Source organism: Bacillus atrophaeus, from assembly GCF_039519175.1.
In the GTDB taxonomy this organism is placed as follows: domain Bacteria; phylum Bacillota; class Bacilli; order Bacillales; family Bacillaceae; genus Bacillus; species Bacillus atrophaeus.
Map to the genome: position 1 here is coordinate 4,227,029 of NZ_CP154443.1, position 13,734 is coordinate 4,240,762.

The following is a 13,734-nucleotide window of genomic DNA, read 5'->3' on the forward strand; positions in this document are numbered from 1 at the left end:
TTACGCCTGTTTAAACTGCGAAATGAATCTGACATCGTTTGTATAGAAATGGCGGATATCATCAATGCCGTATTTCAGCATAGCGATCCGTTCAACGCCCATTCCAAAAGCAAAGCCTTGGTATTCTTTAGGGTCAAAACCGGCCATTTGAAGCACGTTCGGATGAACCATTCCGGCTCCCAAAATTTCAATCCAGCCCGTACCTTTACATACCGAGCAGCCTGTTCCTCCGCATTTAAAGCACGTCACATCCACTTCTACCGAAGGCTCAGTGAAAGGGAAGAAACTTGGGCGAAGTCTGATTTCACGATCTTCTCCAAACATTTTTTTAGCAACCAATTCAAGGGTTCCTTTTAAATCGCTCATTCTGATATTGCGATCAACGACAAGCCCTTCAATCTGCATAAATTGGTGGGAGTGTGTCGCGTCATCATTATCGCGGCGGTACACTTTACCCGGACAAATGATTTTCACAGGGCCTTTTCCTTTATGCTTTTCCATCGTGCGTGTCTGAACGGGTGAGGTCTGCGTTCTCATCAGCGTCTCTTCTGTGATGTAAAAGCTGTCCTGCATATCGCGTGCAGGGTGTTCTTTCGGAAGGTTGAGCGCTTCAAAGTTGTAATAATCCGTTTCCACTTCAGGACCTTCTTCAACGGTATACCCCATGCCGATAAACAAATCTTCAAGCTCTTCAATGACCACTGTGAGAGGATGCCGCCCGCCGCTTTTGGCCGGATTTCCCGGCAGTGTGACATCAATCGTCTGGGCTGCCAGTTTCTTTTTCATTTCTTCTTCTTCAAGGGCGGCGTTCTTTTCAGAAATCGCGGACGCGATGCGTTCTCTTACTTCATTGGCGAGGGCGCCCATTTTCGGCCGTTCCTCAGCAGAAAGCTTTCCCATTCCGCGAAGCACTTCTGTGATCGGCCCTTTTTTTCCGAGGTATTGCACCCGAATGTCGTTGACATCTTTTAATGAGCTTGCTGCTTCTACTTTTTCTACAGCTTCAAGTTCAAGCTGTTTTAGCTTTTCTTCCATCATGTATCCTCCTTTTATGTAAAACCGTACTCGTGTCATATGTCTATAGAAAACAAAAAAACCCGCCCCTTATACAAGGGACGAGTTGTGGCCGCGGTACCACCCTTTTTTTGGACAGACTGATCTGTTCTTAGCTTCATTGACATAACGGAAACTCAAGTTCCGGTTCACCTTTACGCGCGTATGGCGCGGTCCCGGCGACAACTCAAGAGGTGAAATCATTCCCGGCTGCAATAAAAATGCTTTCAGTCAGCGGCATTTTTTCCCTGTAAGGCAGCTTTGTAAGAAATGGATGTCCTCTGTCACGGTTTTTAAAAATATTACTACCTATTATAGTGAAATTCACGCATCAGCGCAACACTATCCTCGTAAGTGGTACAGCAGGACGGCAGCGGCAATCGCCACGTTCAGCGATTCGGCCTGTCCGTATAAAGGCACGTACAAGTTCAAGTCGGTTTTTTCTAAAATGGCTGAGTCGACGCCTGCCCCTTCATTGCCGACAATTAAAGCGAATGAGCCTATCGGCGCGGTCTCCTGAAAGGCTGATCCGTTTTGAAGCGACGTCCCGTACACCTTAACGCCGCTTGCTTTCAATTCCTCAATGAAAACGTGCAAATTCCGTTTGACAATCGGAAGATGAAAATGGGACCCTTGTGCGGACCGCAGTGTTTTTCCATTATAGGCGTCTACTGTGCCGTCTCCGATCACCACCGCATCCATCCCGGCGGCATCGGCCGTGCGAATCATCGTTCCAAGATTGCCCGGATCTTGCACGGCATCTATCAGCAAAAGCCGCTTATAAGAAGTAAGGCTATCCTCAGGCATGCGGCACACAGCGGCAATCTGCTGCGGCGTTTCAGTCTCTGTCACAGCGGAAAACGCGTCTTCACTTAAGATGTAGCAATGAATGGACATGTCCAGATCAGGGGGAATTTCCCCTTCGTCCTTGACGAGAATTTCCTTTACAGCGCCCTCAATTTTCAGCGCTTCTTCTACAAGATGTTCCCCTTCTATAAGAAATGTATTTGTTTTTGTTCGTTCTTTTTTCGTGTGAAGCTTTTTCCAGTCCTTCACTTTTTGGTTTTTGGCCGAATCAATTCGTTTCACTGTCTGCTGTGCTCTCCTTTTTTTAACATGATGTTATTATATCGCAAGAAACGCACATAATAAACCGGGTGCGGGGTTAGAATATACGTATCAAATTTTAGGAAAAAGGAGTTTTTGATATGGATCTTAATTTACGAAATGCCGTTATCGCCAACGTGACCGGCAATAATCAAGAACAGCTTGAGCATACAATCGTCGACGCGATTCAAAGCGGTGAGGAAAAGATGCTTCCGGGGCTTGGCGTATTGTTTGAAGTTCTTTGGCAGCATGCATCTGAAACGGATAAAAATGATATGTTGAAAACACTGGAAGGCGGACTAAAGCCTGCTTAAGGTGTAAACCGGGTGCAGATGCCCGGTTTTTTTATTTTCGCCCTGCCGCTCATTGTATAATAGTGGCTAAGGGGGATCGTTATATGTTATTACAACCTGCTCTGGCGAAAAAAATCATTGCGGAAGTAAAAAAGATGTACGACCGGGAAGTCATTATCGTGAATACGGACGGCAGCATCATCGCAAGCACAAATGATGAACGCATCGGCGGATTCCATGAAGGGGCGCTGATATGTGCAAAAGAGAAACGCAATGTCATCATTACAAAAGAAGATGAAAAGAGATTAAGAGGCGTAAAATCCGGGCTGAATCTCCCTGTCTTTTCAGGCCATCATGTGACTGCTGTTTTCGGCTTGACCGGTGAACCGGAAGAGATACAGCCATACGGGGAGCTGCTGCGGAAAATGACCGAACTGTTCATTAAGGAATCACGGCATCTTGAGCAAATCCAATGGCAGGCCAGAACGCTGGAATCCTTTATGATTGATTGGCTGCAATTGCGGGAATGGTCACCTGGTTTTTTAGAAAAAGCACAGCTGTTGGGCGTCGATCTGACATCGCAGCGGCGCATTATCTTAATTCAAGGGGAAGAAGAATTTACCCGGCATGACATAGAACAAATGACGCATTTATGGAAAAACGACTGTCCTTCCGATCTTTTTGTACGTTGGGGAAATGAAAGGATTCTGATCAATCACGAAGTTTCGGAAAGCGATAAAAAGGAACAGCTGTTACGGCACATTAACTCCCTCTGTTCGTTTGCTGAGCGCGCGGGAAATGGTCAGCATGTCTCAGCCGGCGTCGGGCAGGCTGTTATAAGCTCACGTGTGATACGGTCATACGAACAAGCCGAAAAAGCGCTCTCTGTCAGTATCAAACGCCGTACTGCCGTATGTGAGGAGGATCTTAAGCTGGACATGTGCCTTGCTGATATCAGGCCGGCAACCCGGGCTGAATTTTCCAGAAGGGTGCTTCAGAAGACAGTGGACAACGAAGAGCTCATGAAGACCATGCGCACGCTGTTTAGCAGGCACTTGTCTTTAAAACAGACGGCAGAAACGCTTCATATCCACATTAATACCTTGCGCTACCGTCTCGAAAAATTGGAAAACTTAACTGGATGCAGCTTTAACCGGACAGAAGATATCGTTACCTTATATTTGGCGCTATATTTTTTAGATGATCATACAAATCAAATAAATACAGAGGCCGATTTTTCAGATGTTTCTCCATATTAAACACTTCTTTTTTTCTTTACAATAGATTGAAAGCGTTTTTCTGATCAGAGGGGGAAGGACATAGTGATATCTAATGAGGTAAAGAAACAGTTGATAGAGGTGGCAGGAGAGGAAAACTATGATGATTCAAAAGCGGGCCGCCTCGTGTATTCCTATGATGCGGCTCCGCAATTCCAGTCAATGCCTGATGCTGTCATCGCGCCGCGTGACAAATATGAAGTCTCGCGTATTTTAACCATTTGCAATAAGCATCGCATACCGATTGTCCCGAGAGGCTCAGGCACAAATCTGTGCGGCGGCACTTGTCCGACTGAAGGAGGTCTTGTTCTTTTATTTAAACACATGAACCGAATTCTTGACATTGATGAAGAAAATTTGACCATCACTGTCCAGCCGGGCGTGATTACGCTTGATATGATTCTACAGGCGGAAAGCAAGCAATTGTTTTATCCGCCTGATCCGAGTTCTATGAAAATATCTACGATAGGCGGAAATATTAACGAAAATTCCGGCGGCCTTCGCGGGTTAAAATACGGCGTCACCCGTGACTATGTAATGGGCCTGGAAGTCGTGCTGGCAAACGGGGATATCATCCGCACAGGCGGAAAGCTTGCAAAAGACGTAGCGGGATATGATCTGACGCGCCTTTTTGTCGGATCAGAAGGAACACTCGGCATCGTAACGGAAGCCATATTGAAATTAGTGCCAAAGCCGGAAACGAAGAAAACATTACTCGCACTCTATGAAAATATCGATGCCGCCGCTCAGACGGTATCCGCCATTATTGCGGAAAAATTGATACCGGCCACACTTGAATTTCTCGATCAGCCGACATTACAGGTCATCGAGGATTATGCCAAAATCGGGTTGCCTACAAATGCAAAGGCCGTCCTTTTGATTGAGCAGGATGGGTCTTATGATACGGTCGCACGTGACATGGAAAAAATTGAGGCGATTTGCAAAAAAGGCGCAGCCGTATCCGTTCAGGCCGCTCAAACGGAGGAGGAAGCGTTCGCCCTGACCGAAGCGCGGCGCTCCGCCCTTTCCGCACTTGCCCGATTGAAACCGACAACCATCTTGGAGGATGCCACGGTTCCGCGGTCAGAAATCGCAAATATGGTCAAAGCGATTAACGATATCGCCGCTAAATACGACCTATCCATTTGCACATTCGGGCATGCGGGAGACGGCAACCTTCATCCGACCTGCACGACTGATTTAAGAAATACGGATGAAATGGAACGTGTCGAACAGGCATTTGAAGAGATTTTTGAAAAGGCCATTGAACTCGGCGGAACCATTACCGGAGAACATGGAGTCGGGGTTGTGAAAGCTCCTTACTTAGAGATGAAGCTGAAAAAAGAAGGCATTTCGGCGATGAAGGCGGTAAAAACCGCGTTTGATCCGCACAATATCTTAAATCCGGGCAAAATGTTTGCAAGTGATTCCAGAAAACGAGTGGTGGTGGAGAGATGACAACGGCAAAAGAAATGGAGCAGATACAAACAGAATTCAAGGAACGCATGGATGAAGGAGAGCTGCTGAATTGCATGCGCTGCGGTTTCTGTCTCCCGTCCTGCCCAACATATATTGAATCAGGATTTCAGGAATCCCACTCGCCGAGGGGCCGCATTGCTTTAATGAAGGCTGTAGTTGACGGCAAGATTGAGCCTGACGAGGATGTCGAACGATCGCTTGCGCTTTGCCTCGGATGCCGCGCCTGTGAACCTGTCTGTCCGTCAGGCGTCAATTACGGCCAGCTTCTTGAAGAAGCGAGAGATATCATTAATCAAAATAAAAAACACTCGCTCGGTGTGCGGCTTATTAGAAAAACGGCTTTTAAAGAGCTGTTTCCGCATCAAAACCGAATGCGCACCGCCGCCGGCCTTATCGGTTTATATCAGCGGTCGGGATTGCAGGCAGCGGTACGAAAAACAGGGATGCTCCGCATATTGCCGGAACATCTGCGCACGATGGAAAAGGTTCTGCCGCCTGTGCCTAAAAACAAAGAAATGAAAAATCGCCCCCGTATACTGCCGGCGATCGGCCCGGCTAAAAAACGCGTCGCCTTTTTCTCCGGCTGCTTAATGGATACGATGTTTTTGCCAACCAACGACGCTACCGCCAAGCTGCTGCAGCTGGCCGGGTGCGATATCGTCATACCTGATGACCAGGCGTGCTGCGGAGCACTGCACGGGCACAGCGGTGAAAAAGAATTGGGGAAAGAGCTGGCCAAACGAAATATCATGGCCTTTGAAGCGCTTGAGGCGGATTATATCATTACCAACGCCGGGGGATGCGGCGCCTTTCTCATTGAATATGACCATTTGCTGAAAGACGATCCTGAGTGGTCAGAACGCGCTGCGGTATTTGTCCAAAAACTAAAAGACTTTTCGTCCGTGCTGGTCGAGCTTGATTTTGATAAAAAAGGGTTGAAGCTTGAGACACCTCAAGTAATCACCTATCAAGACTCCTGCCACCTGCGAAATGTCATGCATACATCCAAAGAACCGCGCAAGCTCCTAAAAAGCATTGAAGGAGCGGAATTCAGAGAAATGGAAAAAGCGGATAGCTGCTGCGGTTCAGCGGGAATTTACAATATTGTTGAATCAGACATGTCTATGAAAATCTTAGACAGCAAAATGCGCACCGCAAAAGCAACGCAAGCCGCTGTGATTGTCACGGCCAATCCAGGCTGTCTTTTACAAATGAAGCTCGGCATTGAACGGGAAGGCTTGGGCGGACAGGTTCGGGCGGTCCACCTTGCGGATTTATTGCTGGAAGCCGCTGAATCAAAAGTGATAACTGACAAAAGCCAACACATTTAACACGAGTCGGCTTTTGTCATCCTTTGAACGGGGCTGTCCCACGTATTTAGGGATGATTTATTCTACAGGGCTGCAAATTTCAATATAATGGCCGTCGGGGTCCGCAACATAGGCGACCGTCTGGCCCCACGGCTTTACTTTTGGCTCAGACAGAATGGAAACGCCTTCTCCTCTTAATTTCTCAATCACTGCACCCACATCTTCAGTCACAAACCCCAATTCAAATGTTTGTGAATATCCCGCTTCCTCCGGTATATCCAGCGGGGTAATTTCCCTCACATTCTTTCTCGTATTAAAAGCCAATATCGCAGAGCCTGTATCAAACTCTACATACGTATCATGCTGGGCTCGAACCGTCAGCCCTAAAATATCTTTGTAAAAATGCAGCGAGCGTTCCCCGTCCGACACATAGAGAATAACGTACCTCATGGATAGATTCATATTCTTCTTGCCTCCTTTTATTGTTCTATCATTCTGCTCCTCCCCTATCTTCTCCTTTTTTATTTTTTAGTTGAAAAATCAGATGCAGAAAGATACTCCCCCACATGACCAAGAGCCTGTTTAGAAAACGGGCTCTTGGTCAACTTGGTATTCACGCTCATTATCCCGGAATGGATGCTTCCATTCTTAAACTCGGATCACGCCACATTTGGGTCCATTTTTTCACAGCCGCAATGATGATTACCAAACCTAACAGGAGCATAATGATGGATAAAGCCCCATTCAGAACACTGTATCCCGCCGCTTCCGGATTTAAGTATACGTAACGCACCATCCAATACCCTGCATAGTTGACGGTGACATATAAATAGGCGAGCGGAATCAGGCATGTCAGGATATAACGCCGCTTATCAGCAATTTTCAGCACAATCGTCGCGCCGATAATTAATCCGACAGATGCCATGAGCTGATTGGAAACGCCAAACAGCGCCCAAATGGAGCCGATATCGCCTGAATAAAGAAGGTATCCCCACATCAAGCAGGCCAGTGCGCTGGCAAATACAGATCCGGGAAGCCAATCTGTTTTTTTCAAAGGCTTATAAACCTCTCCGAAAAAGTCTTGAATTAAATAGCGGGCCACACGGGTCCCTGCATCAATAGCCGTTAAAATAAAGACCGCTTCAAACATAATGACGAATTGGAAAAAATATGAGGCCAGATGGCTGAAAAACGGCATTCCGGTAAAAATATAAGTCATGCCGACCGCAAGTGTAACGGCGCCTCCTGTTCTGCCTTCTAAATCCAGGCCGATTTCACGGCTCAATTCAGGCAAGTGTACAACATTCATTCCAAGCGTACGAAATACTTCCGGCGTGCTGTTGATCGCAAAATAATCAGCAGGCTGCAAGGCGGTGGCCGCGATCAGCGCCATGATGCCGACAAGACACTCCACAAGCATCGCGCCAAAGGCGACCGGCTTCATATCACTCCATTTATTAAGCATCTTCGGCGTTGTTCCCGAACCGACAAACGCGTGAAATCCTGAGATCGCCCCACAAGCGATCGTAATCGAAATAAACGGCCAGACAGGTCCCGCAAGCACCGGCCCTCCGCCTTTTACAAACTCCGTAAACGCCGGAAACGGAATAGCTGGATTTACAATAAACACTCCCGCAATCAGTGCGATAAATACCCCTATTTTCATAAAGCTGCTTAAATAATCCCTGGGAGCGAGCAGAAGCCATACAGGAAGCGCCGCCGCAAAGAAAGCATAGACCGGCAGCGCGATTGCAAGCGTTTTCGTTTCAAGGGTCAGAATATCTCCCAGCGCGGTTGTCTGCACCCATGGACCAATAAATACTCCTGCCAATAAAAAGAGGAATCCCACAGTGGAAGCGAGCTTTAGATTTCCGGTTTTTTTATAATAAATACCGACGCCCATCGCTATTGGAATGGTAATACCCACGGCAAATGTCCCCCAGGGATTGCGTTCCAAAGCATGCAGCACAACCATTGACAACCCTGCCATCGTGATTGTGATAATAAACAGCATTGAAAGCCCCGTACAAAAACCCGCGACAGGCCCAAGCTCGTCTTTCGCCACTTCTGACAGCGATTTTCCGTTTTTCCGCATGGACGCGAACAAGACGACTATATCGTGAACGGCTCCCCCGATAACCGCTCCGATTAACAGCCATAACAGCCCTGGCAAATAACCGAATTGCGCTGCAAGTATCGGCCCGACAAGAGGACCGGCAGCGGCTATGGCGGCAAAATGGTGGCCGAATGTGACCCATTTATTCGTAGGCACATAGTCTTTTCCATCTTCGTGTGTGTGAGCCGGCGTCGGTTTGTCATCATTCACTTTCAGTACCTTTACCATCATAAAGGTTCCATATAAACGATAAGCAATCGCCAATATACACATTGACGCTATCACAATTGTAACCGCATTCATTTTCCCCCATCCCCTTTGCTGTTTTTTACAAATATATCACAATTCAGGGACTAAAGGCGGTGGTTTTTCCATTTCTCATGAGAAAAAGCCGGCTGATGATGCCGGCTTACTTGAATGTGCATTATTACTTTTGAAGACGGATCACATTCCATGAAAGCGGTGTGAATTGAGCTTTCAGTTCTCCTTCTGACTTAGAAGAAGTTCCATTGGCATGCGGTACGACATTTTTTCTGTTTTTTTGGTTTGTTGCTTTGATATCTTCATGTTCAAGCACAATATGCTCGATGATGCGATAGGATTCAAACCCTCTTAACGAAATGTCTGTCTCCATCGGTTCCTCACTCTTATTCACAGCAAAAACCGTCAGTGTCTGATCCTCATCATGATAAACGGCAGCCGCATCCACATATGGCACATCCGTAAAGTCTGCACAGTCATACTTTGGAGAAGAGATAATTGGCTTAAGCGATTCCCCTCTTCCGTAAACAGAGGCATGCATGTACGGATAGAAAATCGGCTGTCTCCATGCTTCTCCGCCTTTTTCAGTCATAATAGGCGCAATCACATTCACAAGCTGTGCGAGACATGCAATTTTCACACGGTCAGCGTGCTGCAAAATCGTAATGAGAAGCGAGCCGATCAATAAAGCATCTTCGAAATTATAAATATCTTCCAAAATCGGCGGCGCTTCCATCCATGGCTCTACTTTTTTATCAGCTTCGTTAGAGTGGTACCACACATTCCACTCATCTAATGAAAGATGAATGGTTTTTTTACTGCGTTTTTTCGCCTTCATATAGTCGCATGTCGCGGCAACAGACTTAATAAAGTGGTCCAGATCCATGGAACGGGCTAAATAGTTTGGCAGGTTGTTCTCCCGGTTTCCGTAGTACGTATGAAGGGAGATGTAATCCACATGATCATACGTATGCTCAAGCACCTTCGCTTCCCAATCAATAAATGTCGGCATACTGCTGTTTGAACTGCCGCAGGCAACCAATTCAATCGAAGGATCCACCCATTTCATGACTTTTGCCGTCTCAGCAGCAAGCCTTCCGTATTCCTCGGCTGTTTTATGTCCGATCTGCCACGGGCCGTCCATCTCATTTCCTAAGCACCATGTCTTAATTCCGTAAGGTGCTTCATAACCGTGGGACCTTCTCAAATCACTCCAATAAGAACCTGACGGATGATTGCAGTATTCCACGAGGTTGCGGGCTGCGTCCATGCCTCTCGTGCCCAGATTGACAGCCATGTTGACCTCGGTGTCCACCTTTTTGGCCCATGATAAAAATTCATTCGTACCCACTTCATTGGTTTCCGTCGTTTTCCATGCCAGATCAAGCCGCCTTGGGCGGTCTTTAATAGGGCCTACGCCGTCCTCCCAGTTGTAGCCGGATAAAAAGTTGCCGCCCGGATACCGAATCAGAGGCACCTGCAATTCCTTAATGAGCGACTGGACGTCCTTTCGAAAACCTGATTCATCTGCTTGAGGATGATCCGGTTCGTAGATGCCTTCATATACCGCCCGGCCCATATGCTCGATAAATGAGCCGTAGATACGCTTATCTACTTGACCGATTTTATACTCTTTATCTATGATCATTCCCGCTTTTTTCATATTGTTTCCTCCTAATTTATATTATCCTTTTACCCCGCCCACTGTCAGTCCGGAGATAAAATACTTTTGGAAAAACAAGAAGATAATGATTACCGGTAAAATCGCAAAGACTGAGCCGGAAATCAGCATGTCATAGTTGTTGCCGTATGGACTGAGCAAGCTTGACAGCCCGATTGGAAGCGTAAACATTTCTTTTGACCGAAGCACAATGAGCGGCCAGAGGAAGTTATTCCAGCTGTTCAGGGACTGAAGGATAATCATCGCCCCAAAGGCCGGCTTCATGAGCGGCGCCATAATTCTGAAAAAGATGCCAAATTCCGTACACCCATCCATCCGCGCCGAGTCCAGCAGATCTTTCGGCAGTCCGAGCGCATATTGCCTGAAAAAGAAAACCGCGACAGGCGAGACAATGAAAGGCAAAATCACACCCGTATAGGAATCGATCAGATGCAGCCCCACTGTCAGCTTAAATAACGGAAGCATCATAACTTCAAGCGGCACCATCATAATGATGAGCACCAGAACAAAGATCAGGTTCCTGCCTTTAAATTCATATACCGCAAGCCCGTAACCAATCATTGAAGAAAAAAACAGAGTTAACACCGTTGTTAATAAACCCAAAACAATGCTGTTAAAAAACCATTTGAAATAAATACTGCCGCCATGAAATAAAAACGTGTAATTATCAAAACTCAGCACATCCGGATCTATTTTCAAATTCAGCCCGATCCGCAAAAGCTCTGACGACGGCTTTAATGAACCTAACAGCAAACAAAGCATCGGAAAAATATACAGCAGGCTCAGCATGATAAAAAACAGAGTCAGAGCGATTCTGTAAACGGCAAACCGGTTGCTGTTCTGCATAGATTACCCCTCCCCCTTAAACGAACCTGACAGTTTTAAAGAAATCAGGCTGACAATAAGAATAACGAGCAAAAGCACAATCCCGATCGCCGCTCCGTACCCCATTTCATTGTAAGCAAGCCCTTGCTGATACAAATACCCGACAAGCGTGAGGCCGATATTACCCGGGGAATTATTTTGCCAAAGAACATAGCTCTCTTCGAACATCCTAAATCCGCCGATAATGCTGATCGTCAGGACATATACCGATACAGGCTTTAAGAACGGCAAAGTGATATGGCGGAATTTTTTCATTGTATTTGCTCCGTCGATATCAGCCGCCTCATACAGCTCTTTCGGCACATTTTGCAGCCCCGCTAAAAAGTACAGTATATTAATACCCATCCATCTCCATGAAGCAAGCATGACCATCAGAAACATGCCGGTGTGCTCATCGTTCAGCCAATTTCGCGGAGAAACGCCGATTTTAATAAGGAATGAATTGGCCAGTGACGTATCCATTTCTCCGTAAATCAGGCGAAAAATAATCCCTGCAACAATGGTGGATGTCAAAGCCGGGATAAACAGCGCCGATTTAAATACGTTTCTGAACTTTACTAATTTTGAATTCAGAAGGATGGCCAGAAGCAATGGAACCGGGATCAACACAATCAGTGTCCAAACCGTATATTCCAGCGTATTAAAAAGAGCTGTATAGAATGTCGGATTAAGAAGTGCGGTGTAGTTGGAAAATCCGACAAACGAAACCTCCCCCGGCAGTATTCTTTGAAAGCTCATGATGAAAACACTGATGATGGGGTACAGAAAGAAAATAAGAAATGAGATGACAAATGGAGCTGTAAACAGATAAGGCGCCGCTTTTTTCGAGTACAAGACACTCCGCCAGACGGATTCCTTCGCCGTTGAGGGAACGGGTTGAACCGTCCCCGTCTTCACAGGTTTCATAGAGAACCTCCCCGCTTTCATGTTTTGAATACGAGTCTATTTATCTTTTAATTCACCTGCCGCCCTGTCTAAGGCTTCTTCAGGCGTTTTTTGCTGTGTCTTGAGCGCGTCGAACAGCACATTCCTGATCACGAGATCAGATGCCTTGGCGAAATCCTCATCTAAATAGATCGGATTAATTTCATCCTTAATATCGAGAAGCACAGAGAAAATGTCAGTTCCGTTTTGAAAGTAATCTGTGTATTGGTTTTTCTCTTTTAATTCTTTCGAATCCCACACATCCCACCGGAGCGGATCAAACCCCAGCACACTCCAAAGCTTTTTATTCCCTTCCTTGGAGCCTTTCGCAAAAACCAGGAACTCTTTTGCCAATTCTTCGTGTTTCGCTTGTTTCGGCACGACTGTGGCCGTTCCGCCAAGACCTGCTGAGCGGTCGCCGCCTTCTTCCCACGCCGGAAGCGGCCGTATCGCCATCTTCCCTTTTAAATCCGGCATATAATCTATAAACCTTCCCATATACCAGATAGGCATAAGAACGGAAGCCGCTCCTCCCTGATTCATAAATCCGTAGTATTCTTCACTATGATGTCCGCCGCCGGGTGCAGCGATCGTCGTTTTATCATTGATCATGTCTTTTAAATATTGAAGGGTCTTTGCATTTGTTTTGTTATTGATAATCAGCTTTCCATCTTTATCAAAGTAACCTGAGTTTTGCTGTGAGATCATGGAGAGGAACGTGCCGGAATCATTCGTTTCCACCGTTCCCATCGGCTTGCCGGTCGCCTTGCGTACTTTCTGGCCGGCTTTCCGGTAATCATCCCACGTTTTGATATCATCGGGATTGACTCCCGCCTTTTTCATAATGTCCATGTTATAAAACATTACTGTCGTCCCTACATGTGTATCAAGCCCGTAAAGCTTTCCGTCCTTACTGTATAAAGTAAGCCTCGCCTCAACGAACTTGTCCCGATCCTTTTGGATAAGAGGCGTTAAATCGGCAAGCGGAATGTCCGAGCCTTTCAAAAAGTTCGAAAATCGTGCTAATTCAACATCCGCGATATCCGGCAGGCCCTCTCCCGCTATTAATGAAATGGAGAGATTGTCGTGCATTTGGCCGTATGGATAAACAACCGTGTTTAATTTAATTTTTCGATCTGGATACTTCGCATTCCACTCTTTCACCATTTCCAGATAAAACTGTTCATGAAGTCCGTTAAAAGTCCAAAAGGTCAGCTCCGTTTCACCCGAATTCCCGGATGACCGTTCTGCTGCGCACCCGGTTAATAATGATGTGAGAAGCATAATAAGCAAAAGAAAACAGGCAGTCATTTTTTTCATCTTGTTACCCCTTCCGCTGGAGGTGCGG

12 protein-coding genes and 1 pseudogene are annotated in these 13,734 nt (G+C 46.4%); 5 read left to right on the forward strand and 8 right to left on the reverse strand.

Translation table 11 applies throughout. The annotated features are described in order from the left end of the window. Window positions 1-1,035 carry a phenylalanine--tRNA ligase subunit alpha gene (pheS, locus tag AAHT65_RS21330; protein ID WP_343311571.1) on the reverse strand — a complete coding sequence of 345 codons (1,035 nt, stop codon included), beginning with the start codon at window positions 1,033-1,035 and terminating at the stop codon, window positions 1-3. Window positions 1,036-1,120: 85 nt separating this feature from the next. Here pheS and AAHT65_RS21335 point away from each other — a divergent pair. Further along, window positions 1,121-1,321 (forward strand): annotated as a pseudogene (locus AAHT65_RS21335) (hypothetical protein); the annotation flags it as partial. A gap of 74 nt (window positions 1,322-1,395) precedes the next feature. Here the strand turns inward: AAHT65_RS21335 and AAHT65_RS21340 are convergent. Continuing rightward, a complete protein-coding gene (locus AAHT65_RS21340; protein WP_343310788.1) occupies window positions 1,396-2,142 on the reverse strand; it encodes an RNA methyltransferase in 747 nt (248 codons plus the stop codon). Between the two features lie 119 nt (window positions 2,143-2,261). Between AAHT65_RS21340 and sspI the strand changes: the two genes are divergently transcribed. The 4 genes from sspI (at window position 2,262) to AAHT65_RS21360 (ending at window position 6,540) form a co-directional block, all read left to right on the forward strand. Then, on the forward strand, window positions 2,262-2,474 hold the full coding sequence (gene sspI / locus AAHT65_RS21345) for a small acid-soluble spore protein SspI (protein WP_003325168.1): 213 nt from the start codon (window positions 2,262-2,264) through the stop codon (window positions 2,472-2,474). An 83-nt stretch (window positions 2,475-2,557) separates the two neighbouring features. Then, window positions 2,558-3,712 (forward strand): CdaR family transcriptional regulator, encoded by a 1,155-nt coding sequence (locus tag AAHT65_RS21350; protein WP_106360433.1) that lies wholly within the window; start codon window positions 2,558-2,560, stop codon window positions 3,710-3,712. A 63-nt stretch (window positions 3,713-3,775) separates the two neighbouring features. Beyond that, window positions 3,776-5,188 (forward strand): glycolate oxidase subunit GlcD, encoded by a 1,413-nt coding sequence (glcD, locus tag AAHT65_RS21355; protein ID WP_106360432.1) that lies wholly within the window; start codon window positions 3,776-3,778, stop codon window positions 5,186-5,188. Next, window positions 5,185-6,540, forward strand: a complete 1,356-nt coding sequence (locus AAHT65_RS21360) for a (Fe-S)-binding protein (RefSeq protein WP_343310789.1) — start codon at window positions 5,185-5,187, stop codon at window positions 6,538-6,540. The genes glcD and AAHT65_RS21360 overlap by 4 nt, the downstream gene beginning before the upstream one ends. 57 nt (window positions 6,541-6,597) lie before the next feature. Here the strand turns inward: AAHT65_RS21360 and AAHT65_RS21365 are convergent, their stop codons facing one another. From AAHT65_RS21365 to AAHT65_RS21390, 6 genes are all read right to left on the reverse strand, one after another. Continuing rightward, entirely contained in the window at window positions 6,598-6,909 is a 312-nt protein-coding gene (locus AAHT65_RS21365) for a VOC family protein (protein ID WP_373422341.1), read from the reverse strand. Between the two features lie 232 nt (window positions 6,910-7,141). After that, on the reverse strand, window positions 7,142-8,938 hold the full coding sequence (cstA, locus tag AAHT65_RS21370; protein WP_106270802.1) for a carbon starvation protein CstA: 1,797 nt from the start codon (window positions 8,936-8,938) through the stop codon (window positions 7,142-7,144). Between the two features lie 124 nt (window positions 8,939-9,062). After that, window positions 9,063-10,559: an alpha-N-arabinofuranosidase gene (locus AAHT65_RS21375; RefSeq protein ID WP_343310790.1), complete on the reverse strand. Its 1,497-nt coding sequence runs from the start codon at window positions 10,557-10,559 to the stop codon at window positions 9,063-9,065. Window positions 10,560-10,580: 21 nt separating this feature from the next. After that, on the reverse strand, window positions 10,581-11,423 hold the full coding sequence (locus AAHT65_RS21380; RefSeq protein ID WP_010789431.1) for a carbohydrate ABC transporter permease: 843 nt from the start codon (window positions 11,421-11,423) through the stop codon (window positions 10,581-10,583). Between the two features lie 3 nt (window positions 11,424-11,426). Beyond that, window positions 11,427-12,368: a carbohydrate ABC transporter permease gene (locus AAHT65_RS21385; protein WP_010789432.1), complete on the reverse strand. Its 942-nt coding sequence runs from the start codon at window positions 12,366-12,368 to the stop codon at window positions 11,427-11,429. 36 nt (window positions 12,369-12,404) lie between these two features. Beyond that, on the reverse strand, window positions 12,405-13,706 hold the full coding sequence (locus tag AAHT65_RS21390; RefSeq protein ID WP_106270797.1) for an ABC transporter substrate-binding protein: 1,302 nt from the start codon (window positions 13,704-13,706) through the stop codon (window positions 12,405-12,407). Between the last annotated feature and the right edge of the window lie 28 nt (window positions 13,707-13,734).